Source organism: Psychromonas sp. KJ10-5 (assembly GCF_055808325.1).
Genome location: NZ_CM147864.1, coordinates 1,572,121 through 1,598,300 on the forward strand (window position 1 = coordinate 1,572,121; position 26,180 = coordinate 1,598,300).

19 protein-coding genes and 1 pseudogene are annotated in these 26,180 nt (G+C 37.5%); 9 read left to right on the forward strand and 11 right to left on the reverse strand.

The window, feature by feature from the left end:
- Positions 1-92: 92 nt before the first annotated feature.
- The 3 genes from AC0L3W_RS07030 to AC0L3W_RS07040 all read right to left on the reverse strand — a co-directional run bounded on the left by AC0L3W_RS07030 (position 93) and on the right by AC0L3W_RS07040 (position 4,208).
- Positions 93-1,589, reverse strand: a complete 1,497-nt coding sequence (locus AC0L3W_RS07030) for a carbon starvation CstA family protein (protein ID WP_409439310.1) — start codon at positions 1,587-1,589, stop codon at positions 93-95.
- A 208-nt stretch (positions 1,590-1,797) separates the two neighbouring features.
- Entirely contained in the window at positions 1,798-2,514 is a 717-nt protein-coding gene (gene btsR / locus AC0L3W_RS07035) for a two-component system response regulator BtsR (protein ID WP_290037685.1), read from the reverse strand.
- Positions 2,508-4,208, reverse strand: coding sequence for a LytS/YhcK type 5TM receptor domain-containing protein (locus AC0L3W_RS07040; RefSeq protein WP_409439309.1), 1,701 nt, complete (start codon positions 4,206-4,208; stop codon positions 2,508-2,510). The genes btsR and AC0L3W_RS07040 overlap by 7 nt, the downstream gene beginning before the upstream one ends.
- Before the next feature lie 232 nt (positions 4,209-4,440).
- Here AC0L3W_RS07040 and AC0L3W_RS07045 point away from each other — a divergent pair, with 232 nt between their 5' ends.
- Complete coding sequence (locus AC0L3W_RS07045; protein WP_409439308.1) at positions 4,441-5,565, forward strand: nuclease-related domain-containing protein; 1,125 nt, start codon at positions 4,441-4,443, stop codon at positions 5,563-5,565.
- Here AC0L3W_RS07045 and AC0L3W_RS07050 read toward each other — a convergent pair.
- The 7 genes and pseudogenes from AC0L3W_RS07050 to apt form a co-directional block, all read right to left on the reverse strand.
- Positions 5,562-5,996, reverse strand: a pseudogene (locus tag AC0L3W_RS07050) (DUF3427 domain-containing protein); the annotation flags it as partial. The gene AC0L3W_RS07045 and the pseudogene AC0L3W_RS07050 overlap by 4 nt on opposite strands.
- Before the next feature lie 502 nt (positions 5,997-6,498).
- Positions 6,499-7,446 carry a 3'(2'),5'-bisphosphate nucleotidase CysQ family protein gene (locus tag AC0L3W_RS07055; RefSeq protein ID WP_409439307.1) on the reverse strand — a complete coding sequence of 316 codons (948 nt, stop codon included), beginning with the start codon at positions 7,444-7,446 and terminating at the stop codon, positions 6,499-6,501.
- Between the two features lie 2 nt (positions 7,447-7,448).
- A complete protein-coding gene (locus AC0L3W_RS07060; RefSeq protein ID WP_409439306.1) occupies positions 7,449-8,462 on the reverse strand; it encodes a phosphotransferase in 1,014 nt (337 codons plus the stop codon).
- A gap of 86 nt (positions 8,463-8,548) precedes the next feature.
- Entirely contained in the window at positions 8,549-8,818 is a 270-nt protein-coding gene (locus AC0L3W_RS07065; RefSeq protein ID WP_290037678.1) for a hypothetical protein, read from the reverse strand.
- Between the two features lie 363 nt (positions 8,819-9,181).
- Positions 9,182-9,511: a YbaB/EbfC family nucleoid-associated protein gene (locus AC0L3W_RS07070; protein ID WP_409439305.1), complete on the reverse strand. Its 330-nt coding sequence runs from the start codon at positions 9,509-9,511 to the stop codon at positions 9,182-9,184.
- Between the two features lie 40 nt (positions 9,512-9,551).
- Positions 9,552-12,029 (reverse strand): DNA polymerase III subunit gamma/tau, encoded by a 2,478-nt coding sequence (gene dnaX / locus AC0L3W_RS07075; RefSeq protein WP_409439304.1) that lies wholly within the window; start codon positions 12,027-12,029, stop codon positions 9,552-9,554.
- Positions 12,030-12,032: 3 nt separating this feature from the next.
- Positions 12,033-12,572: an adenine phosphoribosyltransferase gene (apt, locus tag AC0L3W_RS07080; RefSeq protein WP_290037605.1), complete on the reverse strand. Its 540-nt coding sequence runs from the start codon at positions 12,570-12,572 to the stop codon at positions 12,033-12,035.
- Positions 12,573-12,876: 304 nt separating this feature from the next.
- Here apt and AC0L3W_RS07085 point away from each other — a divergent pair, with 304 nt between their 5' ends.
- From AC0L3W_RS07085 to AC0L3W_RS07120, 8 genes are all read left to right on the forward strand, one after another.
- The gene (locus AC0L3W_RS07085) at positions 12,877-13,815 is read left to right on the forward strand and encodes a tRNA-dihydrouridine synthase (protein WP_290037604.1); all 939 of its coding nucleotides are present in this window, start codon (positions 12,877-12,879) and stop codon (positions 13,813-13,815) included.
- 269 nt (positions 13,816-14,084) lie between these two features.
- A complete protein-coding gene (locus AC0L3W_RS07090; RefSeq protein ID WP_290037603.1) occupies positions 14,085-15,083 on the forward strand; it encodes a response regulator in 999 nt (332 codons plus the stop codon).
- Entirely contained in the window at positions 15,083-16,039 is a 957-nt protein-coding gene (locus AC0L3W_RS07095) for a GGDEF domain-containing protein (protein ID WP_290037601.1), read from the forward strand. Before AC0L3W_RS07090 ends, AC0L3W_RS07095 begins: the two co-directional genes overlap by 1 nt.
- 277 nt (positions 16,040-16,316) lie before the next feature.
- Complete coding sequence (locus AC0L3W_RS07100; RefSeq protein ID WP_290037600.1) at positions 16,317-16,730, forward strand: hypothetical protein; 414 nt, start codon at positions 16,317-16,319, stop codon at positions 16,728-16,730.
- 2 nt (positions 16,731-16,732) lie between these two features.
- Positions 16,733-18,934: a UDP-forming cellulose synthase catalytic subunit gene (gene bcsA, locus AC0L3W_RS07105; protein ID WP_290037599.1), complete on the forward strand. Its 2,202-nt coding sequence runs from the start codon at positions 16,733-16,735 to the stop codon at positions 18,932-18,934.
- A complete protein-coding gene (locus tag AC0L3W_RS07110) occupies positions 18,934-21,210 on the forward strand; it encodes a cellulose biosynthesis cyclic di-GMP-binding regulatory protein BcsB (protein WP_409439303.1) in 2,277 nt (758 codons plus the stop codon). Before bcsA ends, AC0L3W_RS07110 begins: the two co-directional genes overlap by 1 nt.
- A complete protein-coding gene (locus tag AC0L3W_RS07115; protein ID WP_409439302.1) occupies positions 21,207-22,250 on the forward strand; it encodes a family 8 glycosyl hydrolase in 1,044 nt (347 codons plus the stop codon). The genes AC0L3W_RS07110 and AC0L3W_RS07115 overlap by 4 nt, the downstream gene beginning before the upstream one ends.
- Entirely contained in the window at positions 22,247-24,625 is a 2,379-nt protein-coding gene (locus AC0L3W_RS07120; protein ID WP_409439301.1) for a cellulose synthase subunit BcsC-related outer membrane protein, read from the forward strand. The genes AC0L3W_RS07115 and AC0L3W_RS07120 overlap by 4 nt, the downstream gene beginning before the upstream one ends.
- Before the next feature lie 550 nt (positions 24,626-25,175).
- Here the strand turns inward: AC0L3W_RS07120 and AC0L3W_RS07125 are convergent.
- Positions 25,176-26,141 carry a PstS family phosphate ABC transporter substrate-binding protein gene (locus AC0L3W_RS07125; protein ID WP_290037594.1) on the reverse strand — a complete coding sequence of 322 codons (966 nt, stop codon included), beginning with the start codon at positions 26,139-26,141 and terminating at the stop codon, positions 25,176-25,178.
- Between the last annotated feature and the right edge of the window lie 39 nt (positions 26,142-26,180).

The following is a 26,180-nucleotide window of genomic DNA, read 5'->3' on the forward strand; positions in this document are numbered from 1 at the left end:
TAACTTCTCCGTCCATCCTTTCCCAAAACCAAAAAGCCCATCGAGAGAGGGGCTTTTTAATCTTTTAATAATAACAACTTACATTATTGTTTTTAGCTTTTTTGCGGTACGACTTCTACACCGTCATCATCAATTGCTTTACCGTGCTCGTTAACAAACAGAGCGCGTTTTGATTTCGTGAGTACGTACACTGTGATTGCTACCGTTGATAAAATGCCAACAATAGTTGAAATCTGCATTGATAAACCAAAACCAAGGTTTGAATTATTTAAGATGAAAGTAATAACAACGGCTGTCATAAACATCGCAGGTACTGTTGAAATCCAGTGGAATTTATTGTGGCGAACTAAGTAAGCCGTTGCCGTCCATAACATCATTACTGCCGTAGTTTGATTAGCAAAACCAAAGTAGCGCCAGATAACCCCGAAATCAACTTGCGTTAAGATACCGCCAAGAATAAACAATGGTAATGCCATTAACAGACGGTTACGCATCGATTTTTGATCCATATTGAAGTACTCAGAAAGAATCAAACGGCTTGAACGGAACGCAGTATCACCAGATGTAATAGGCAAGATAACCACACCTAAAAAAGCTAAAATACCACCAAAAACACCTAATAAACCAAATGATGCACCATATACCACAGCACCTGGGCCACCTGTTGCGACAACATCAGATAATGCTTCAACAGAACCAAAGAAAGATAACGCTAATGCACACCAGATTAAGGCAATCACACCTTCACCAATCATCGCACCATAAAATACAAAGCGACCATTTTCTTCGTTTTCAATACAACGAGCCATTAAAGGAGATTGTGTTGCATGGAAACCAGAGATAGCACCACAAGCAATAGTGATGAATAGTGCAGGCCAAAGAGGAAGGTCATTAGGATTCATGTTAGTAAACATCTGGCTCATTTCATAATCACCTAATAAAGTATGATCACTTGAAACCACTACAGCCGCAATTAAACCAACAGACATAAAGATAAGTAACGCACCAAAGAATGGATAAAAACGACCAATGATTTTATCTACAGGTACAATCGTAGCAACCACATAATAAGCAAAGATAATTGCAACCATCGACATCAGCGATACCGTCATATCCGTTTGCTCGTTCACTAAGTTAGTGATCATCCCTGCTGGCGCAGATACAAATACCACACCGACTAACAGCAACAATACGAGTGCAAACACATTCATAAAGTGTTTTGCATTATTACCTAAGTACTTACCGGTAATAGAAGGAACAGATGCCCCGCCGTTACGTACTGATAACATGCCAGAAAAATAATCGTGTACACCACCAGCGAAGATACAACCTAATACAATCCACAACATTGCAGCAGGACCGTATAACGCCCCCATAATTGGACCGAAGATTGGACCTACACCTGCAATATTAAGCAGTTGTACAAGGTAAACCTTAGGTGTTGACATGGCAACATAGTCCACGCCATCTTGTTTTTCGTAAGCAGGAGTTTGACGTTGTTTTTTAATACCGAAAACTTTCTCAACAAAAGTACCGTAAATAAAATAACCGCCAATTAATAATGCTAAACAAAATAAAAACCAAATCATGGTGTCGTCCTTTTAAATGAATTAATTTGATGCTCGCACTTTAATCCATTGTATATAAATAACATTAGTTGATTAATTGAGCGGTAAAATACACATTTAAACGGTTGTTATGAATGTTAAGCGGTTTTAACAAATTGTTAATGTCAGGCTAACCTCCCTTTTTATTGCGTTTTCATCTTCAGTATTGCATTTACATACTTGATCAAGCTCACATCAAACCAAAGCGATCTTTAATCACCTTTAAATAACGGCGACTCACGGGTGCGTGATGGTTAGACTTAGTCACAATATCTGCAGAGCCATTATCTAATAATTTGATTTCACGAATACAAGTAGGATTAATAAGATATTGTCGATGACAACGAATTAAATCAGTTTTTTCTTCTAACACCTTCAAAGACAAACTTGCAGTAAACTTATCTTTGTCTGTTAATAGATGTACTCCTGTCTGCTCAGACATTGCAATTTCAATTTCGTTAGGAGCTAATAACAAAATGCGATTAAAACCAGAGCAAGGGATCAACTCTAACTTATTTGCTGTGATAGGCTCATAATTAGGTTGTTCTAACTTTTCCGCATTAACCCGCTTTAACGTCTTTAATAAACGTCCACTTTCAACGGGTTTAAGCAAATAATCAAAGGCATTATCTTCAAAGGCTTTCACCGCGTACTCATCATAAGCAGTCACAAACACCACCTTAGGCATGGTATCAGGGTCAAGCATACTCAATAGATCTAACCCAGTAATTTGTGGCATATGAATATCTAAAAATACCACATCAGGCTTTAAACTATTAATCGCTTTTAACCCTTCAATGGCATTACTACACTGCTCGATTACCTGTACTTGCTCGGTTTCTACCAATAACTCATTTAACTCTTCACGAGCATAAAGTTCATCATCAATAACAATAGCTTTTAACATAATACATCCTGTTGTTTTGGCAGTGGAATTAGAATCGTCGCCTTAGTATAAACATCACTTTCACAAGTCATAGTTAACCCATAATGCTGTCCGTATTGATTTTTAATACGCTTATCAACGATCTGCAAACCTAAGCCTTTTGCATTACTTGGCTCTTTATAATGCCCAGCATTATCAATCACTTCTAACACTACTAAGGTATCTTTATCCTTATCCATTAGATAACCGTTAATCTCTAACTTACCTTTACCAATTAAAGTCGACGTACCGTGTTTAATGGCATTCTCAATCAACGGCTGTAGCGTAAAAGTTGGCACCTTAAGCGATAACAACTCATCAGCAATATTCTCAGTTACACTCAAACGATCGGCAAAACGTGCTAGTTCAATCTCTAAATAAGCATGAACATGGGCTAACTCTTCTTTAATGGTCACTTGCTCAATATCTTGTTTTAAATTACTTCTGAAAAACTGTGAAAGGTGCTGAATCAATTCACGCGCTTTTTTAGGATCTTTTCTCGTCACTGCACTAATCGTATTTAAGGTATTAAACAGGAAATGTGGGTTAACCTGTGCTTGCAATAACCGTATTTCAGATTGGTTTAATAAATTCTTCTGCTGAATATAACGACCTAACAAGATTTGATTAGAGATAAGTTTAGCTAACCCTTCCCCTAAACTACGGTTCAAGGTAGAAAACAGCTTCTGCTTTGGTTCATACAATTTCACCGTACCGAACACTTGGCCATCGGCTTGAAGCAAAGGCACAACCAATACAGAACCTAACTTACAGCCTTCATGAATAGAGCATTGATAAGCGGTAGCATAACCGTCTGCATAGGTCATTTCGCCCGTTTCGATCGCCTTCAATGTATAATCAGAAGAGATCATTCGGCCACAAACATGGTGATCATCACCAATACCAATAAAAGCTAAAATCTTTTCTCTGTCGGTAATCGAAACCGCGCCAACGCCCGTTTCTTCATGAATAATACCAGCGATCTTTTGGCAACTTTGAGCATCAAAACCATGCCGAAACACCCCTACTGCTCGCTGTGCAATACGTAATGCTTTATTAGAAAAAGCATTATAATTCTTCTCAAAAATCGCTTTCTTATCTTGAATAATACTCATGAACAAAGCTGCGCCTAATGAGTTAGCAATTATCATTGGTAACGCAATGGACTGTACCAATAACCAAGCTTGGTCAAAGGGCTTAGCAACAATCAAAATAATCACCATTTGCAACACTTCTGCGACTAAAGTGATAGTAAGGGCCTTCATCGGTCTAAAAATCTTCTCTATCTGCCCTCTACGCAAATAATAAAGATGCAACAAACCACCAATCAACCCTTCTGACGTGGTAGACAACATACAAGCAACATCAGTAAACCCACCCATGGAATAACGATGTAAACCACCAGTCAACCCCACCGCTAAACCAACAACAGGACCACCTAACAAGCCCCCCATCACAGCGCCAATTGCTCGTGTATTCGCCAACGCATTTTCAATGGATAAACTAAAGTAAGTACCTAAAATACAAAAAGAGCTAAATAGCACATAACAAGCAATACGATGGGAATTACGACCAGAGATAAAAATAAGCGGCATAAAAAGCGGCGTTTTACTCAGCAAATAGATGATCACCAAGTAAACACTAAGTTGCTGCAACAACAATAACGTAATTTCCACAACAACTCCTAAGTAGACAAAAACCAATATTGATAGAAAAGCACTGTTATACAGTATTTAGAAGAAATTTTAAGTGAGAAGTGAGGATAAATAAGGCTTAAATAACAGTTAAGTAAAATTTTTAGTTTAAAAATGCTCTTAGTAATACCAACCTTATTAAAATTTTAGTACCCTTGATAAATAATATTTTGCTTAAAATTTGATGTTTATATGTAATTCTAGGGAATTGAAATTGATTTTAAAAGAAAAAGAGATCAGCAACTCAAAGGATATCAGGGTACAAGCTGGCGAAAAACAAGAACAAGACGTTGCTTTCTATCTTCGAAGAGCTTTCAAAGACCGTGAAGATATCTGTGTGTTTAACGATATTAGAATTGAGCATAATGATGAGGTAGCGCAAATTGACCATTTAGTTTTATATGTTTATGGGTTTATTCTTATCGAATCCAAAAGTATTACAGGTGAAGTAAGAGTCAATGAAAATGAAGAGTGGTCACGCAGTTACCATGGAAAATGGTCTGGTATAAAGTCACCTATTAAACAGGTTGAACTTCAACAAAGACTATTAAGAGAACTACTTTTTGAGAGAAGACATGAAATATTACCCAAAAAATTGCTTGGAAAATTACAACAAAGTTTTGGAGGAAGATGTTGGGATAATATTTGTGCAGTATCTAGTAATGCGATTTTAGACCGAAATAATATGCCAAAATCAGTGTCTAGCCAATTAGTTAAGTCTGAATTCCTAATAGATAAAATTAATGAAGTAATGAATTTACCCTCAAATAAAATAACAGATTTTTTGAGTATAAATACTCGACCAGATTTTAAAGCGAAGGATATGGAAAAGATAAGTCAATTTTTGATCGATAACCATAAATCTACTTTGAAACAATTGAGCATATTAAGCAAACAACCTGAAATACCGAGTAATACTAATATACCCTCATATTCCCCAAATAAAACACAGGTCATGGATGCTAGTAATCAGGATATTATTGAAGAAACATTGAACGAAAGTGCTTATCAACATAATCCTGTACAAAAATGTAATCTAAACGCTTCTTCTACTCAATCAGTTCAGTCAGTAGAAAATGTAGCAGCTGTAATTCTTGAAAGTTCAACACTATTAGCATGTAAAGAGTGCCACTCAAATAACGCCCTAATTGCTTCACCTGGACGCTATGGTTATTACGTAAAATGTTCACATTGCCAAGCAAATACAGCAATGAAAAAGCAATGTCCTTCATGTAGCAGTACCAAGACTAAAGTAAGTAAAAAGAAAAACGCTTATTACCTATTGTGTACAGAATGTAATGCTAAAGACCTAATTTTCACGCAAGAAGACACTATTTAACCAACGGCTAGTTTTGCAGATTCATGCCGTAAATATGAAGGCATAGGATGCAGTAACTTCCATGTGATATCCATCGGCTGACTACCTTCATATTTAATAAATTCTACAGGGCCAAAGTTAACAAACCCCACCGTACGGCCATTTTCATCTTTTGATTGTTCTCGTACAAACAGGATAACAGTTTTGTTATTCTGTTTTTGTTGAATATATGAAAGCCCCTTTCCAGCTATAGGCTTAGCACTATTTTGTGTTTGCCAGTGAAATAGTGAAGGGGTTATAGCATAGTCATGGTACATAGTTGCCGGTGAAAATTGTTTATCTGATTTATTTAATGTAACAAATAGCAGTTCAATATTAAGTTTAGATAAATTAAATACACCTTCTCGACTAGAAGATTTTTTATCGAATGTACTATCACCAAAAGCAACCATTTAATACTTGAGTTTGTTGCTTTCCTAACTCTGCCAACATGGTCGCCGGTTCAATGGCGGTGACTGACACATTTTGTTCAGACCCCTGCTCTACCATGCATTTACTGTCGCGCCCAGCACCAGCACCAATATCTAAAATACGTGCATCCGTCTTTTTTAAGACGGGTGCGAGATATTCGAGCCAAGTTTGATGTACTTACTCAAAAGATTTAGATAAATACAGTTTTCCTAACTGATCTGCATTCTTATTGTAAAAGCTCTCTGGCATTTTTAACTCATTTCCCTTTGCATTACCTATGCAATTGATACCCCTACTGACAATAATTTAGGAATTGGTCCTTTAACGACTAAAGATTTGGGAAAGCGAGCTTATTACCCACACGTAAAATATAAAACTAAGTTAGTTTTATCACAAAAAAAATAATTTAAGGAATAATAAGCAATTGAAATTACAATTTTAGTTACCAGTTGCTGGTTATATGTACTTTGTGAATAACGAAGTTTAAAAGTTGCCCACAAATTCCCTATAAATCTGGATAATACGTTTCGCTACTAATTGGTCTGATACGTAAAGTACACCTTTATGGTTCATGTAAGTTGAATCTGATCGGTTTAAACCTAACGCATCTCCGTTTATATCGCTACACCAGCTGTTTGTTGCTTTAGCTAGACAAGCAGTAGCTGCAAAGTCCCACAAACTGCCTCCACCTGACTGTGATTTGGGGAATTTGATGTAACAGGCTGCATTTTTATTGTCTGTTTCAATAACTGATAAGGCATTGATGACGGCACCATGACACGCTTGTATTTCAAAACCTTGGTAACCCAGTTCATCGGCTAATTTTGCTAGTTCATTTACTAGTGGCTGATATTGAGCATGTGATTTAAAGCTTCTATCAGTGTAAAAAGTGAAGGTTTGCTTGCCCGCATTTAAAGCGTGCGTTTCGTAGTTTTTTGGCTGTAGGTGTAGCCCGTTTTTATAAGCGCGTGTAATGCCTACATTATCAATAACGGTATGAAAGCTAGTGTTACTCGTTGGATGATGTATTGCGGCTAATATCGGTTGACCAAGCTTGTTTACTAAGGCAATGGATACGGCATATCCAGTGCTGCCTTCTATAAAAGGTAATGTGCCGTCTAATGGGTCGATACACCAAAAATAGTCTTTATGTAAACGAGAATGAAGATGTGCGTTTTCTTCGCTACAATTTTCTTCACTGAGTACCGCTAAGTCATATTGCTCAAGGCTCTCATCCAAAATATCTAGAATGATTTCCTGACAAGCAAAGTCCACTTCCGTGACTACTTGTGAACTTTGACTACTACCTGCAGCTTTAAAGTGGGTTTCAAGTAATGATCGATCAAAGCCTTGAATATACTCGCCTGATTTTTTTGCCGCTAATAATGCTAACTCACTTAGTTTATTAAGTGTTTCTGTTGCTAATTGCATGACTACTCTGCCTTCACAGGGAATTGTGATAAGGATTGAAGCGCTTGTTCGGTGAGTTTTTCGGTATAGTCGTTGATTTTCCAATGTGCCGGTGACCAGCCTTTTACAAAGCGTTGAAAATCCGCCCAAGCAAGCGCATATAGTGGTCGCCATGCTTGCTCTAGTTGTATTGGGTCGATCTGTTTTTGTGTTTTGATCACCGCTTCACTTAAGCAGATAAAATAATAATCGATTAAGGCATTTTGCAGCGCAGCACAATGTTCTGGCGGAATTGCACTGCTGATAAATAAGATGAGATCTTTCATGCCGCAACCTTTACCGACATATTGAAAATCAACCGCAGCGACTTTTTTCGCATTGCTAGAGAAGCAAAAGTTAGCCAGTTTAGCGTCGCCATGCACTAGTGTTTGAAAAGGTGAATCAGTGAGAATTTGATTGATTCGTTTTGCCGCCATTTTGAGTGACGGATCTTGTAATGCATCTAACTCATCTGGGCGCGTAGCAAGGTGCCAATAGGTGCCTGTTTCCCAGAGCTCAGTGTATGTTTGCTCCGTATTGCTTTGTAAATATAAGGCATGAAAATTCGCTAACCATTTAATACAAGTTTTTGCTTCATCTAATGTAGCTGTTGCTTTAACGACGGGATAACCAACTTCCTCGAGATCTTCTAGTACCAATAGATTGAGTTTCTTGTCATTTTGGGACGCAATACAGCGTGGCACATAACAATCTTGATGATGGAGATGTGCATAATGTTTATACCAGTTTGATTCTACTTGATAGGAATGAAGTTTCCGCTGATGAGACAAAGTGGTATTCCACCCTTTTGGGTGTGAACTAGGTTGCGGTGTATTAACTAGTTTTACTACGGCAGACTTTGTGTTCCCACCTTCTAAACTCACTCTAAATAACTCGCCATAACCACCCCATACATCTTGAATAAGCTTCACCTCTTTGATGCTTTTCGCTTCTGTTAATGATAGTAAGGTGATTTGTAATGATTGAGAAATTGGCATATTGGCATCTATCTGTGCTGGGTTGATTGGAATTAAAGATTGCTAATAGTATCGAACTCCTAGATAGATTGATAATCCTTGTGACTTTATGCTGATTCTATTTTGGTTAACTTGCCTGATAGGTATGTAAGCGTATAGAGTTTACCTTTAATTTTATAAACAGCTTGTTGGATTTTTGTGCCGTCATTACGTTTTACTTTGTAGACTTGTATCGGTTTACCACAAATTGAATCAACGTTACTGCGGATATCGCCCAAGCTAGCTAAACCGTCTAAACATCTTACAAATTCACCTTGACGAGCTTGCACAGAAAACGACAGTGTTGCGATGAGTAACATTAAGCTGACTTTTAGCATGATACGGTTCCTTTCGTTTGTTGAATTAACGATAACATAGAATAAGTTACCTAAATTACATGACATTTAAAAGGCTGTTGTTGGATTAAGGCGGGATTGAGACAGATGTTTTAGCATGGTTAAGGTCAACGACAATTGAAGGAATGACTTCAAAAGATGCAGGCTGACAAAAGGAATCGCAGAACTCTTCCGCTCCTGATACTACCCTGTCGGCTAACTCGCCTTACAAGATGTGTCGCTTAATTGAGTGAATAATCTAAAAAATAGCAGGGTTATTTTGCTTTTAAAAGCAAAAAAGCTTGGTGATTTGTTTATTTTACAAATCGAACCAAGCTTTTTTTAAAGGGTATTAGGTGGTTAAACCTAGAATGGCATTTTGAAGCCTGGTGGTAGATCCATACCGCCAGTTAAACCACTCATTTTACTTTTGTTAACTTCTTCTACACGACGCACGGCGTCGTTCATTGCTGCTGCAACAAGATCTTCAAGCATCTCTTTATCGTCTTCAAGTAAGCTTGGGTCGACCTCTACTTTACGTACATTGTGATTACCCAATAGGGTAATTTTAACTAGGCCAGCACCCGATTCACCTACTACTTCTGTATTGGCGATTTCAGCTTGTGCTTTTTGCATATTTTCTTGCATCTCTTGGGCTTTCTTCATTAAGTCGCCCATTCCGCCTTTATTAAACATATTTTCTCTCTTTATAATTAGTGAAGGTTTACCATGCCAATTATAACGGCACGACACTGTTTTCATAGACCTTTGCAGAATAATCTTCTACCAAAGTCTGTATTATTGGATCGTTTTTAATCGATGATTTTGCGTTGTCGAGATATTGAGCAAATACTATTTTCTCTAATTGGACAGGTGTATGTTGACCATCTACCTCACCTTGTTCAATAGCTACTATGTATTGCGGGCCATAGTATTCTCGTAACTTCGCTTTTAAGTCTTCACATAAACTCTGGTTATTTAATAAATGTGCTTGTGCACTTTCTAATGATAAAAGGATATGTTGCTCTTTAGTTTGCATTACACAACTTTTCGCTAGCAATTTCTCAAAACCAACAAGCTGCATCGCCTTAATATCTAAAAACCAAGGGTCAGTCATTTTATCTTCAACATAACTAGACACATCAACTTCTGCAACATCCATATTAGGATCAATAACGAATGTAACCTCAGTCCCCGTATTATTGCTTGTACCTATTCCAGAAATATCATCGGCACTAACGGGCTTCGCTGTTGCCAACTGGTTAGAAACCAATTTTGTTGCAACTTCTGTTGGAGTCGCCACAACTTGCTGATCACGAACCGTTGAAGGCTGAAGCGCTGGTACAGTTTCTGGGACTGAGTAAGGAGACGATGTTTCAGGTTGTGGTTGATAATTATCAGTTTGAACATCAGTAAAATAATCTTGTTCGCTAGGCTGATATTGATCATAAGCTTGTTGACTTGGTTGCTCATGATATGAATCTAAAGGAGGTAACTCTTGTTGATTCATATTACTTTGATCAACTGGACTCTGTGTCGGTGCAACAGCTTCAAGTTTAGGCACGCTTTCAACTGGTGCAGGCGTCGATTTAGATGATACGCTTTCCGATGCGACAAACTGAACCTGTGATCGTGTTGCAGGTTGTTCAGCTGCCGCTTCAGTCTTTTTTAGCGCTTCTCGCTTTAAACGATGACTACGTAACATATTACGAGAGTTATTTGTTGCCGATAAATCAAAGTTAGCCGTTTCTGGTTGAACAGTTGGTTGTGATTCAATCGTTTGCTGTTCAGTTGTAACTGCTGGCGCCGCTTGTCGAGATTCTGGCGTTGCTTGAACAAACTGCGCAGCTACAGGCTCCTCTGGTTGACGAACCTGTTGTGTTATTACTTGTCCTGATTGCGAGGTTGTCTTCGGTGCTTGTTGTTCTACTGGCTGTTCCACAACGGGTGAAGCAATAGGCTCAACAGAGATAGGAGTCGCAGATGTTGATGCTTTAGTTTCAACATTGCCAGGGATAGACGAAGTGACTTCAGCAGATGGTGTTGGTAGTACAGTCTGTTGCGCAACAATTGGATCCGCGGTAATCGGCTCCACTTGCTCTGCTTTGGTCATCATTGATTCGTCAACATCAACATAATTCGCTGGTTTGAATGCTAATAAACGCATTACCGTCATTTCTAATGCAATTTTACCATTCGGTGCATAGGCATAGTCTTTAAAGCCTTGTACTGCAATTTGATAAAATAGTTGCACTTCTTCAGGTGTTAAACGCTCTGCTAATAGCTGCACTGTCGTTTTTTCAGTCACGTTTGCATTAAGCTGTAACTGCATTAATGCAATTTGATGACACAGACTAGCTAACTCTTGATGCAAGGCCGAGAAGTCAGCACCTAAACGCACAAATTCTTGAATTTTTTCAAACACTTTCGGGCTGTTTCCCGATGCAATATAGTGCAACAGATAATGCAAGTGTGATTGGTCAATGGTACCTAACATTTTAAGGACAGCGGCATATTCTAAATGCCCAGCACCAAAGGCTAATGCTTGATCCGTAAGGCTCAATGCATCACGCATACTGCCATCAGCCGCTTTCGCTATGACACGCAATGCAGGCTGTTCAAAAGTCGCTTTTTCGTGACTTAAAATAGCCGATAACTGCTGCTCTATTTGCTCAGGTAGAATAGCCTTTAAATGGAACTGCAAACAGCGAGACAATACGGTTATCGGTAACTTCTGAGGATCCGTGGTTGCCAAGAGAAACTTAACATATTCAGGTGGCTCTTCTAGCGTTTTCAATAAGGCATTGAAACTGTGTTTAGAGAGCATGTGTACTTCATCGATTAAATAAACCTTATAGCGCCCTTGCGCTGGTTTATATTGTACATTATCTAGTAATTCACGTGTGTCATCGACTTTAGTACGAGAAGCCGCATCAATTTCTAGTAAGTCTACGAATCGACCTTGATCAATATCCTGACAATTTGCACATACGCCACAGGGTGTTGCTGTTACACCAGTTTCACAATTTAAGCTTTTTGCGAGGATACGAGCGATGGTGGTTTTACCGACACCGCGTGTACCACTAAACAAATAAGCGTGATGTACACGATCCTGTGTTAACCCATTTTCTAATGCGGTTAGTACATGCGGCTGACCAATCACCTCTTTAAAGGTTTGTGGTCGCCATTTTCTTGCTAGAACTTGATAGCTCACTGATTATTCGCCTGCGTATTCAATCAAAGAAAAAACAGGTACAGATAAAGCAGTTAATTTGTCGCTACCTTTTAGATCAGGTAGTTCGATAACAAAAGCGGCTTCAACTACTTCACCGCCTAGGCGTTTAATTAACTTAACTGATGCTTCAGCGGTACCGCCAGTTGCCAATAGATCATCCATTAATAGTACTTTTTCACCTGGTTTAATGGCATCTTTATGAAGTTGTAATGTGTCATTACCGTATTCTAATTCGTAGCTTTCTTGTATCGTTTCACGCGGTAGTTTATTAGGTTTACGTACAGGAACAAAACCAGCACCTAATGCTGCGGCCAAAGGCGCGCCAAATATAAAACCACGTGCTTCAGTACCAACGATTTTATCAATCTTTTGATCTTTATAACGTGCTTTAAATAGGTCGATTGTTGCAGCAAAAGCTTCACCATTTTCAATTAAGCTGGTGACATCACGAAAGGTAATCCCAGGAATTGGGTAATCTTCAATACTTTTAATGCTATTTTTAATTAATACTATTGGTTGCATGGTCTAATTTATTTTCCTGTCTATATTAATTGTATAAGGTTAAATAGTTGCTTGCCTTAGTGCAAGTTGTCTTGTCATAAAGTGGCAAAGTATTTTTGATATTTGATTAAAAAGTCTACGAAAGCGATCGTTGGTGCAATAAATAGTATGAAATAACAGCTTTATTAATATTTTTACTATCAATGTGTTCAAACTCCCTCTCTTTATTAAACTAGCTTTAGTTAACCCGTGTTTATTTTGCTTATATTAAGGGAGTAGGTATAATCCGCGCTCCTTATTTAGCTTGAATTAAACGAGAACTCTGATGCATATAACGCTTGCCCCAATGGAAGGTGTAATGGACTTTCACATGCGCCAATTTTTGACAGATATTGGCGGTATAGATCGTTGTGTAACAGAATTTGTTCGTGTTGTTGAACTGCCACTGCCCTCTCGTGTTTTCCATCGCTTATGCCCAGAATTAAGAAATGCGAGTCGTACTAAATTTGGCACTCCTGTACGCGTGCAATTGCTTGGTCAACACCCTGAATGCTTAGCTGAAAATGCGTTGCGAGCTATAAAACTTGGTTCCGAAGGTATTGACTTAAATTTCGGTTGTCCAGCTAAAACCGTAAATAAAAGTCGCGGTGGTGCGGTGTTATTAAAAGATCCTGAAGCATTACACCAAATTGTAAAAGCAGTACGAGATACAGTACCAAGTGAACATGTGGTGAGTGCGAAAATCCGTTTAGGCTATGATGATAAAAGTTTAGCTATTGAAAATGCACAGGCGATTGCTGAAGCTGGTGCAAGTGAATTAGCAGTACATGCTCGCACCAAGGAAGAAGGCTATAAGCCACCAGCACATTGGCACTGGATTAAAAAGATCAAGGAAGCTATCGATATTCCAGTTATTGCTAATGGTGATATATTCAACTTTGAAGATGCTCAAAAATGTATGGAAATGAGTGGTTGTGATCATTTAATGATTGGCCGCGGTTCACTAGCCATGCCTAATTTAGCAAATGTTTTAAAAGGGATTGAAGCGCCCTACTCATGGTTACAAAACCTCGCTGTAATGGAACAATACTTTCAATGGTTACGTCAAATTGAAGATAAAGAGAAGTTTATGCCGAGTCGTATTAAACAATGGTTAATGTTTATGAAGTTACAACACGTCGAAGCTACTCCCTTTTTACAATCGGTGAGAGCGATTCGTGATCCAGATGAGATGTTGTTAGCACTGCAGCAAGCGCAAAAATAAAAACTTAAAAGCAAAAATCCATCAGTAATACAAAATAAACATGTTTTTTGTAATGATTTGTATATTTTGATCATAACTCGGCAACATTTTCGTACAAAAAACACCACTCTTCTTTGTAATTCCTACCTTTCTGTCTTATTATAGAAACACCTAAAAAGTATTAGAAATCAGTTGTATTTTGCTTTACGCGGATCCCCCTAACTTTGTCCTCTAGACTGATTTTGCTTTATTTAGACTGTTGATATATATGGAAATACAATGGGAATACTATGTCCACACCTGTTTTAATATGTGATGATTCGGCATTAGCTCGAAAACAAATAGCACTATCATTACCCAAAGATTGGGATATCTCGATACACTTCGCCAAAAATGGGCAAGAAGGTGTTGAGAGTATTAGACAGCATAAAGGTGATGTAGTTTTTCTTGACCTAAACATGCCTGTAATGAGTGGTTACGAAGTATTAGAAACCATTAAACGTGAAGATTTACCTGCAATTGTTATTGTTATTTCTGGTGATGTTCAATCTGAAGCCTACAAACGAGTACGTGAACTAGGTGCAATTGATTTTATCGAAAAACCAATTAATAACGAAAAATTAACCACCCTCTTAGAGCAATATGGAATTTACAAGCCAGGTGGCTATAATTCGCACTCAGCTCCAGAAATTGTAGAGCGCGTTGAACTTCGCGATGCATTACAAGAAGTCTCTAATATCGCTATGGGACATGCTGGTGATTTGTTGGGTCGTTTATTGGATGTGTTTATTTTACTTCCTGTACCTAACGTTAATACGTTAGAGGGCAGCGAGTTACACATGACACTCAATCATATTGCGCAATATGAAAAAGTATCTGCGGTAAGCCAAGGCTTTATTGGTTCAGGGATTAATGGTGAAGCTATCATCATCTTCCACGACGCTAGTTTTAGCGATATGGCTAAATTACTCCAATACGAAGATTTAGAAAGCAATCATTTAGAAGTTGAAGTGATGAATGATATCTCTAATATTTTGATTGGTGCATTTTTAAATGGTTTAGCAGAGCAGTTAAGTATTCCTTTCAGTCAAGGCCAGCCTAATGTTTTAGGCCAGCATGCAAAAATTGAAGACATCATTAAAAACCAGCAAGAAGGCTGGCAAAAAATGTTAACAATCGAAGTGAATTATCGTATTCAGGATCATGATATAAAGTGTGATTTATTACTCTTATTTACTGAAGACTCTATTCCAGTTATTCAAACTCAAATAGGATACTTACTAGACTAATGGCTACCAATATAGATTTGAAAGACATTCATTGGCTCATTGATATGGTACATAATATCGATGTGGGTTTGGTGATTATTGAAAAAGATTATACAGTAAAAGTTTGGAATGGATTCATGGAAAACCATTCAGGTTTACTGTCGGCACACATGATCGATAAAAAAATCACTGATGTGTTTACTAGCATTCCAAAAACGTGGTTACAACAAAAAATCAATAGCGTTTGTTTATTAAAAAACAAGGCATTTACCACTTGGGAGCAGCGCCCTTACCTGTTTAAATTTAAGAGTTATCGTCCTATTACCAGCAATGCAGAGTTCATGTATCAAAACATTACTTTTTTGCCATTAGCTGACTTCCAGGGACAAATCACACAAATATGTATGATTGTTTACGATGTAACGGACATTGCTTTAACTAAACAAGCATTCCAAGAAGCGAATTCTCAATTGAAGCATTTAAGCCATACGGATAGCCTAACGCAACTTAACAACCAAGGCCACTGGCGAAACTTATGTGAAAGCGAGTTTATCAACAGTAAAAACTCAGCTAGTCCAACATCTATGATTATTTTCGACATAGACCATTTCAAAAAAGTCAATGATACCTATGGTCACCCTTTTGGTGACGAAGTCTTAAAAGGAATCGCTGAAGCAGTTCGTCAAAAAAGTAAGAAACAAGATATTATCGGACGTGTAGGTGGTGAAGAGTTTGCTTTATTGTTACTTGATACCAATTTAAGACAAGCAAAGCTAGTTGCTGAACGTTTACGAGAAGCTATTGAAACGATCCATTTTGAGTATCAAGGTAAACAAGTCCAAGTTACGGCTAGTTTCGGTGTTGCACAAATCACTGACACTATTGCTAATTTTGAGTCATGGATCGAAATCGCTGATTTAGGCTTATATATAGCTAAAAACAATGGTCGAAACCAAGTTGGTGTTAGTGAACATTAAATAGATTATTAATACTCCCTCCCTCTTTATTAATTCTAATCAAAAACGCCACTTTATATAAAGTTGTGTTTTTGATTAAAAAATCAAATTTCCTCACGCACAAATAAAAAATATCTATACCAAATAAGCGGCGCTGTCAACACTAAAAGCATTTAAATGTGAACTTAATTTGCCTTTTAAGGAGTATTGTTTAGAATACAGACCTAAACATATACCCAATTCGTACTAGGTAACAACCCCCTGTTCAGAATTTTAATATTTAACATTAGAGTGAGTAATGACACAAACATCACAAAGGGTAGCATTATCCGATGGACCGACTTCAATTCAATATACTTTACTAACCAAGCGTTTACAGTATTGGAAAAAAGCTGAGTATGGATTGCGTCGCTGTCAATTATTCAAACTTTTAAGCTTTAGCATGATTACGCTATCGTTAACAGCTATTACCTTTAACGCTCTGACGCCACAAAGTATCCCAGCATTGGCATTTAGTGCTTTATGTATTGTCTTGATGGTGTCTATTGTCACCTTGATGTGGGTAACACCTTTAACAAACTTAAATTTAACTCACCGAAACGAGCTGTCTAAAAAGCTCTACGAAGAAGATTTTTATATTGAGTTTTCTGATTCAAAAATTTTATTAATTAATCGATGTAATTCTCGGATTTATTGTCAAATGGAACGATAAAAATGGTTGCTAAGGAGAGCACTTCAACTACTTTGCAAAGTTTAAAATCAAGCATACCCAAATTGATATTAAAACTATTCGCTTTAGTGACTTTATTTTTTCTGATTGCACTTGCCAGTATCCCTTTACATGCAGCGACTCAACTCGCACTCTCAATGGGTGTTATCGTATTCGTATATACCGCTTCTTCTGAAGCTATTAAACATAGTAAAAAAAGAGAATTATTTCGCCTATTTGCAATCATTATTGGCTGCTTATTATCTGTTCGTTATTTAATTTGGCGTGGTGTAAATACATTAGAGTCTGATGATATATTCTCTTTGATCGCCATGTTGATGTTATTTATGGCAGAAATCTACTCTGGTATTATTCATCTGTTAGGCTGTTTTGTTAATATCTTTCCATTAAACCGTCCAAGACAAAGCATTAAACAATTTAAAGAAGATCAAATACCGACCGTTGATTTAGTTATCCCCAGCTATAATGAATCTGAGGATTTATTAGAAGTAACCATCCGAGCTGCAATGATGCTCGACTACCCTACAGAAAAATTAAAAATTCACCTATTAGATGATGGTGGTACAGACCAAAAGGTATTTCAAGATAACCCTGTAGCAGCTCAGCAAGCTTTAACACGGCGTCAAACTTTACAAGGCTTATGTCAATCTTTAGGTGCGGTGTACCATACTCGTGAGAAAAATGAACACGCTAAAGCTGGTAATATCAATAGCGCTTTATTGAATATGGATGGTGAGCTAGTGGTCATTTTAGATGCAGACCACGTACCAACCACTGATTTTCTGGATCGCACCGTACCTTGGATGATTAAAGATCAAGACGTTTTTTTAGTTCAATCACCACACTTCATGGATAATCCCGACCCCATTGAACGAAATTATTTTTCCGCTTTTACTCGTATGCCATCGGAAAATGATATGTTTTATAACACCATACAAAAAGGGTTAGACTTTTGGTCTGCTTCTTTTTTCTGTGGCTCTGCAGCAGTGTTAAGAAGACGCCATCTTGATATGGTAGGCGGAATCGCTGGGGATTCAATCACTGAAGATGCAGAAACTGCCTTAGAACTTCATGCATTAGGCTATAAGTCAGTATATGTAGATAAACCTATGATCAGTGGTTTAGCAACAGAAAGTTTTTCTTCATTTATTCAACAACGAGAACGTTGGGCTCAAGGCATGGCTCAAATCCTTATTCTCAAAAAGCCATTTCTTAATGCTGGATTAAGCTGGTATCAAAAGTGTGGCTATATGAGCTCTATTTTATTTTGGTTTTTCCCCTTCGCTCGTTTAGTATTTTTATTATCACCATTAGGCTACTTATTATTTGGTTTAGAACTGATTCATGCGACTTTCATTGAAATTCTTATCTATACCGTACCGCATATTATCGTCAGTTTTCGCCTTTCTCATGTATTGTTCGGTAAAAACCGTTGGCCTTTAGTGTCAGAGCTCTACGAAATATTGCAATGTACATTTTTATTCAGAGCATTGCTCACTGTGGTAAAAAACCCTAATGATCCAAGTTTCTTAGTAACACCAAAAGGGGAAGACCAGAGTAAAACCTATATTTCTTCCCTAGCTAACTCATTTTATTGGTTATTACTGATGCTTTTCATTGGTAATTTAGGCGCTATTTACCATTTTTATAGTACGCCGGAATCTTGGGAGTTAACTTTTGTTGTATTTGCTTGGAATGCCTTTAATTTTATTCTTTGTGTCAGTTTATTAGATGTATTAATTGAAAAAAAACAAGTGCGTAAAGCTTCTAGGTTACCCGCTTACGACCAAGTGAAAATTGTCGTACCTGAACAAGTTTGGGAAGGTAATTTACGAAATCTATCACGTACTGGTGCTAATCTATCTTTAACATTTAAGCAAACACTACCAGAAGAGGTTCGTTTAATTGGCTATGCTAGCGCACTTAAAAAACGTGTCGAAATAGCTTGTAAAGTAATGTATCAAAACAGTGAAACCAATGAAGTCAGATTGCAATTTTTAACCAGAACAGATCAAGAGAAGAATAATGTTATTGCTTATACACTTTGCGATAGCGAGCGTTGGGATAGTTTCCAAAAACGCAGAACACGACCAATATCGTACTTTTACGGACTCAAACATGTGGTGAGTGTGAGTATGAAACCTTTATTTTTGCATATTTATATGAAATTAAAACAGAGAAGCTAATGTTAACTTTAAAATCAATTCAACCTCAAGTTAGATTATTAACGCTGTTATTTATTGCGTTTTTTAGCCTACAAACACACGCTAAAACATCAAACGAATTTCGTTTAAGTGAATTCTATGGCGGTAATTCATTGCTTAGACTTAATGGTGAAAGACCTGTTCAAGACTTAGGTATCGCACTTTCTCCTTTATTGACGGTAAGCTCTGCAACATTACACCTTAAGGCGACCTCTTCTATTGCAATGTTACAAGAGCGCTCCATTTTAAATATACGCTTTAATAACGTCACTATTGGTCAAATCGCATTGAACCCTAATAAACCTAATTTACTCGCTGATGTTACTATCCCAAGTGAATTATGGCGTCCGCAATACAATACCTTAACCTTTGCAGCAAGCCAGTATGTTGATCGTTGCCAAGATACGAATGCGCCAGACTTATGGAGTGAAATCAATTTATATGACTCACACATTAGTTTCGACACAACCAAAGTTATTAACCAATTGAATTTACAACAATTATCTAAATTTTTTCACCCTGGCATTGGTGGTCAACGCAATGTTCAAATTTTTACCTTAGATGATCATGCAAATTCTATTGTTAACAAGCTTGCTGTGCCAACTGTGGCACAAGCACTTGCATTAAGAACACAATATCAATCTTTGAATGTTGAGCAGCAAACTATCAATAGTAACGCTATAGGTATGGGGCCGACTGACCAGGAAGTATTTAAATATAGAGAAAGTAGTTGGTATGTCTCAGGTGAAAGTAATGATGATATTCATATACTGGTAGGCAATAAAACCTCGCTACAACAGACCTTACCAAAAGAGAGTCTAGCTGATATTAATGGCCCTTATTTAAAAATTGAAAGAACACCAGCAGTCACTGTGATTGGACAAGAGCCAATTGCCTCACAAATCCGTTTAATTGTATCGGGGCTTACTGATCAAGATGTTGTGCGAGCAGCTACTACACTTGCTTATATGGATGATATTCTAAACCCAGATGAATCAATCAATATTAATTCTGCTAGTAATACAAGGTTATTGCCACAACAACAGGTCACCTTACAGCCAGGAAGAGCTTACACTCTTTCTGAATTAGGTGTAACAGCTATAAATTTTAATGGGCCTGGCCTATTCACTAAAAAAGTCGAAATTAGATTACCTGCTGATTTTTATGCAAGTGAAACAGACTCGATTAAATTACATTTAGATTTCAGTTATGGAGCTGGATATGAAGAGGGTTCTACATTCAATATCACGGTTAATAACAAAGTCATTCATGGCCTAAAACTGGACATAAAAAATGGTAATTTTTATCATGATTACGCCCTTTCTATTCCAGCTAGATTATTTGAAGGTGGAAAGAATGAGCTCGCTTTCAATGTAAACCAAAATTCTGTACAGCTTATTGGCGAATGTCGAAGCGTCAATGGCGATTATTTACATTTCCAATTGGATAATGACTCGGAAATTGAAATTCCAACTGTAGCTCATATCGCAAGGCAACCCGACCTTAAGTTAATGGGGCAAACCGGCTACCCTTTTGCACAATATCAAACACAAAATGATACGGGAATCTATATTACACAAGAGGGCATGCGTTCAGCAGCCTTAACCATGGCTGGTAAACTTGCTCAATCATCGGGTAATTTAATTCCTAATTTATATGTTGAAATGGGAATACCTGAGGCCTTAACGGATACTGCTATGATATTGGCGACTCCAGATGATTTGAGTCCTGAGTTATATGGTGATTTAACAACCGCTATAAGCAATAGTAAAAGGTGGCCTTACCGTTTACAAAATAAGCTGTATAACCGTGTAACCGCTAAAAAAAATTCAGACCTTCAGCCAAATACAGCAACTGAATTTACTAATCAACAAAGTACATTAGGAGATTTTTCATTGTTGCTTGCGGCTAAAAATCCGATTGCAGATAAAACAGGTACCCTATTTATTATCGCGGCAGAAACGACTGAACTATTAACAGACCGCATAGAAGAGCTTGTGCAAGGTTCATTATGGAGCCAATTAGGTGGAGACTTTTTCGCTTGGGATGACGCTAAGTCACCTTTAATTGTGATGCAAGTATCTAGCGCTTATATGTTAGGTGAGGCTGACTCATGGACTGCTTTAGGTGCATGGGGTACTAACCACCCTTGGTATTTATTATTGATTATCGTTGCAGTTGTATTTATGTTTATGGTCTTAACTTGGTTACTGTTGAAATTACGCCATCAAAAAATTAAGGAAGATTGGGAAGAATGAAAAGCATCAAGTACGTAGTTATATTAATTATCATTACTATATTGGCATGGACTCAATGGACAGTAGTCGAGTTGACGCCATTCCAAAAAAGTTGGGCGATTTATAAAACACAATTCATTGATGCTGGTCGTGTTATTGATACAGGTAATCAAAACATATCGCATAGCGAAGGTCAGGGCTATGCGTTATTATTTGCCGTTTTTGCTGACGATAAAGACCAATTTAAAAACATATGGCAATGGACACAACAAACTTTACAACGAGATGATCAGCTATTCAGTTGGCAATACACCCCTTCAAAGCAACAAGCATGTGATGATACGTGTATCACTGACACTAACAATGCAACTGATGGTGATATCTTAATTGCATGGGCTTTGTTGGAAGCGAATAAGAAATGGGGAATCTCAGCTTACCTCAACCAAGCTATTGCTATTTTAGAAACCATTAAAACTAAATTAATTAAAGATAAATTTGGGTATCAGCTTATATTGCCTGGTGAAGTTGGCTTTGAACGCCCTGATGGCAGTATTCAAATTAATTTATCCTATTGGGTGTTTCCAGCGTTTAAACTATTTTCTGAAGTGACAAACGATCCAATTTGGAACGAAGTCTATCAATCAGGCATTGCTTTGATAAAGTTTGCTCGCTTTAGTGATTGGCAACTACCTTCTGACTGGGTAATAATTTCCGATGTTCAGGTGACATTGAGCGGTGCACTTTCTAGTGATTATGGTTATAACGCCTGCAGAATACCTATTTATTTAATGTTAGCAAAAGATAAAAATCAATCATTAATAGAGCCGTTTATTGCTTTTTGGTCACAACAAACAGTACCAGCAACCGTTAATTTAGAAAATGGAGACGTAGCTGAGTATAGTTATAATAGTGGAATGCAAGCTATTGCAAAATCAACCCAATCCATTATTAATGAACAGCCAGAGGCTCTACCTGAGGTAGATGATAAAACAGATTACTATTCAGCAAGCCTTATTTTACTATCGCAACTTGCTCTGTTAAAAAGTGATCTGATGCAATGAAATTAAAAAATGTTATGGCAGTGACCACACTTTGTGTTGCTAACCAGCTTACTTATGCAGAACAAATTGCGGTGCAATACAGCGTGCAAAGCATTAACGTACAAAGTTCTAATGATGCCCAAAAGCCGTTAAATGAGACACGAGTTAATGTCGATACAACACCTATCTGGTACTACATCAATAATCGTTTTATTAACCAAGCACAGCAAGAATACGCTAAATTAAAGAAGTCCTACCCTAATTGGATTGCTGAACCAGCATTAGTAAATGCAATGGATAATCTATCCAAGCCTATTCAGCATAAAAAACGAGCAACAACTCAAACTTTAAAAGCAGAGCTTACTGCGCAAGATAAAGCACCTGAAGCAATTATAATTAACTTTGTAAACCTAGCTAAAAGAGGTCCAAATTACTGGCAAAAAATGCCCCAAACTCATTATCAACTGGCATCAACCCTTGCTTTTAAAGATAAAAAATTGAGTAGCAATACATTAATGGCTTGGATATCTTTTTATAGAGATAATTATGGTGCTGCACTTGAACATATAAAAACAGTTGAGCAGATAACTCCTAATAATGTGAGTGCCAACGAAGCAAAGGTAAAAGTCGTGACCGTACTTGTTGCAGATGCTGTAAAAAAACAGGATAAAGGTCGCCTTTTTGCATTGATAAAACAATACCCCGACCAACCAATTAACGACATGATTGATTCACATGCTTGGCAAGCAGTTGACCAAACTGAATATAAAACAGCGCTTGATTGGTTTGAATTTACTGAAAATTATAATGCACAATTAGTTGTATTAGAAAAACAAGGTCGTCAGACAGAAGCCACTCGCTTAGCCTGTAATAACCCAATTCAAGCAACATTAATTGACTACTGTGTTAACGCATTATCGGTAATTCAACTGGACCAATACAACCAACAACATTATCAATCCAGTTTAGTCGCTGCAGCAAAAATACAAGAATATAAAGCACTTAATGATGATCAACTTGCTTTATATGCATGGTCTCAATATAACTTAAATAATCAACCGGAAAGTATCACTGCATTTTCAACTTTACTTTCAAATCAGCCTAATAATACTGATTATGCTAACGTATTGATGGGTCTATTAAACGATGAACAACAACTTCAGCAATTAGCGTTAAACTCTCCTGCCATGGCAGCAGAATTAAAAAAACGTGATATGCAAGTTGCTTGGGCACGTAAGCAATTTGATCGATTCAATCATTTAGATGCGCCGCAAAAAGCAGAACAACAACTGACTTTAGAAGTAGGGCTCGACTGGCGTAAACAAAACAGTGAAGATGAAATAGCCAACTTACAAAGTCTAAATTACTACCTAGGTTTTCTTAAATTTTGGCATGATTACCGTTACGGTGTGCGTGTTAATTATGAAACGATCAACAGTGATACGTCTAATGCAGGTGATGATTTTTGGCAAGAAACCCTGACCTCTTCTTTGTCTGGTAATAACAAGGCTATAGAAACTGGTATTAGTGGCTTTATAAAGCGACAAACTCAACGCCTGAATACCTTTGCTGAACTTGAATATACAAAAGCAGACGGTGATTTAGCCTCTAGTTTATCTGCTAAACTATCTGCAGTATGGTTCAACTCCCCTTCCCTGATAACAGCAGCAACGTTATACCGAGAAAGAGTCGATGACAGTTTTCTAAGTTTAATGGGACTTTATGGGAGTGAAACTGAGAGGTGGGGAGCAGTGAATGAAACAGGATTACGAGCACTTATTTCTTATACATTTCTACCAAAATGGTCTGTAACACCTGAGCTGAATATAGCCCAGCTAAACGGTGAAAGTGTACAAAATAATACTAAGTTGGCATTTAATTTTGGTTTCACTCGAGACTTAACGGCACTTTATGAAGATAAACTTGATTACCTGCGAGTCGGCCCTAACATTAATTGGATGAGTTACGATAAGAATTTAAATTATTATACTGAAGGTAATGGTGGTTACTTTAGCCCTAAAAGCTACATTAATTTAGGAGGAAGGGCTGAATTACTGACATTAGAAAATACTGATTGGCAAATTCGCAGCCAGTTAAGCCTAGGATATTATTGGGTAACACCAGGCAGTATTGAACAATTTCCTTTTGCTTCAACGAGTAATACCCTTAATCAAGAGAGCGACAGCGGTATCGGTAGTCAATTTCTCATTGAAGGACAATGGTTGCTCTCGCCACACTGGGAAATTGCTGGTTTACTTAGCTCAAGTTATGCAGCAGATTATAATGAAACCAACATTAACCTTAATGTGCGCTGGAATTTTGAAGAGAAGACTGGGCTAACCAGTGATGGTTTAATATCCTCCTCTACTTATACTGAAAATTATGCTTGGCATTAAAAGCTTGCACCGCATGTGCTCTCTTGTATACGCTAAGGCTGAAAAAGAGCACAGAGCTCTCTGCTCGTAAACTAAGCTGCCGCATAATTCATCCAGTGCCATCATATTAAGCTAAGCTTAATAACCACTACTAATTTGTGTTTGCCGCTAACAATTCTTAAATATTTATATTTTAGATTATTGTTTTTTTCGTTACCAAGCATGTTTTGAATTGAGAAGAAATAATCGGAAGGCTGGTGTGATGAGCTGACCGCTCAGCGAATTCTTTTTCACCCAGTTTCTTTTGGCTTTTTATATTTCATTTTTGATATTGAGCATTACTTTGTGATTCACCTCCCTCATTGTGGCTAATATGAGCATGAAACCACCGTCAGGCTAGTTTCAACCCTACTAACGTCAGAGACAGTCTAATCACTACCTTATTTAAGCTACTGAATATTATTCCTAGTAGCCCACCTCTTATAAACCAGTTATCCATTATTTTTCTATATAAACAAAAACAGCGCTCAAAAGCGCTGTTTTTTATTTAAACTTTATTAAACTAGGTAAATTATAGGCCTAATTTAGCAAGCTCTTTTTCTACTACAGAAATCGGTAGTGGAATGTAACCATCTTTATCTACTATGTTTTGGCCTTCTTGAGATAACATTAATTTAATGAACTCTGCTTGAAGTGGAGATAGTGGTTTATTTGGGTGCTTGTTTACATAAACATATAGGAAACGAGATAGTGGGTATTTACCGCTAATCGCATTTTCAGTTGTTGCAGCTACGTAATCAGTACCTTTCTTAGAAAGTGGTACCGCTTTAACACCAGCAACTTTGTAACCAATACCTGAGTAACCGATAGAGTTTAGTGAAGATGCAACAGATTGAACTACAGATGCAGAACCAGGTTGCTCATTGACAGAACTCTTGAAGTCACCTTTACAAAGTGCTTTAGATTTAAAGTAACCGTAAGTACCAGATACTGAGTTACGACCAAATAACTGGATATCTTTCTCTGCCCAGCTTCCACCTAGACCAACATCAGACCAACGAGTTGCATTTTTATCTGCGCCACATTTTTGAGTTGAAGAGAAGATTGCATCAACGTCTGTGATTGAAAGGCCTTCAATTGGGTTATCTTTATTTACGAATACAGCTAGTGCATCGATTGCAACACGAACAGCTGTTGGTTTGTAACCGTAATGTTTTTCAAATGCTTCAATTTCTTTAGACTTCATTTGACGACTCATTGGGCCGAATTGTGAAGTACCTTCAGTTAGTGCAGGTGGAGCAGTTGAAGAACCTGCCGCTTGAACTTGAATGTTGATGTTTGGGTATTGACGCTTAAACTCTTCTGCCCAAAAAGTCATCATGTTTGCTAATGTATCAGAACCAACAGATGAAAGGTTACCTGAAATACCGCTTACTTTTGTGTAAGAGTGTAATTCATGATCTGCTGCAATAGCAGTTGTCGACATTAATGACGCAGTACCTAAAGTAACCGCTGCGGCTAACATTTTAAGTTTCATTCAAAACTCCATTTTCTACTAAGTTAATTTATACGATTT

Coding starts and splice junctions, on each gene's coding strand:
- apt (WP_290037605.1), bottom strand. CDS start 12,572: ATGCAACCAATAGTATTAATTAAAAATAGCATTAAAAGTATTGAAGAT.
- AC0L3W_RS07110 (WP_409439303.1), top strand. CDS start 18,934: ATGTTAACTTTAAAATCAATTCAACCTCAAGTTAGATTATTAACGCTG.
- AC0L3W_RS07095 (WP_290037601.1), top strand. CDS start 15,083: ATGGCTACCAATATAGATTTGAAAGACATTCATTGGCTCATTGATATG.
- AC0L3W_RS07120 (WP_409439301.1), top strand. CDS start 22,247: ATGAAATTAAAAAATGTTATGGCAGTGACCACACTTTGTGTTGCTAAC.
- AC0L3W_RS07100 (WP_290037600.1), top strand. CDS start 16,317: ATGACACAAACATCACAAAGGGTAGCATTATCCGATGGACCGACTTCA.
- AC0L3W_RS07060 (WP_409439306.1), bottom strand. CDS start 8,462: ATGCCAATTTCTCAATCATTACAAATCACCTTACTATCATTAACAGAA.
- AC0L3W_RS07115 (WP_409439302.1), top strand. CDS start 21,207: ATGAAAAGCATCAAGTACGTAGTTATATTAATTATCATTACTATATTG.
- AC0L3W_RS07125 (WP_290037594.1), bottom strand. CDS start 26,141: ATGAAACTTAAAATGTTAGCCGCAGCGGTTACTTTAGGTACTGCGTCA.
- btsR (WP_290037685.1), bottom strand. CDS start 2,514: ATGTTAAAAGCTATTGTTATTGATGATGAACTTTATGCTCGTGAAGAG.
- AC0L3W_RS07065 (WP_290037678.1), bottom strand. CDS start 8,818: ATGCTAAAAGTCAGCTTAATGTTACTCATCGCAACACTGTCGTTTTCT.
- AC0L3W_RS07085 (WP_290037604.1), top strand. CDS start 12,877: ATGCATATAACGCTTGCCCCAATGGAAGGTGTAATGGACTTTCACATG.
- bcsA (WP_290037599.1), top strand. CDS start 16,733: ATGGTTGCTAAGGAGAGCACTTCAACTACTTTGCAAAGTTTAAAATCA.
- AC0L3W_RS07090 (WP_290037603.1), top strand. CDS start 14,085: ATGTCCACACCTGTTTTAATATGTGATGATTCGGCATTAGCTCGAAAA.
- AC0L3W_RS07030 (WP_409439310.1), bottom strand. CDS start 1,589: ATGATTTGGTTTTTATTTTGTTTAGCATTATTAATTGGCGGTTATTTT.
- AC0L3W_RS07055 (WP_409439307.1), bottom strand. CDS start 7,446: ATGCAATTAGCAACAGAAACACTTAATAAACTAAGTGAGTTAGCATTA.
- AC0L3W_RS07070 (WP_409439305.1), bottom strand. CDS start 9,511: ATGTTTAATAAAGGCGGAATGGGCGACTTAATGAAGAAAGCCCAAGAG.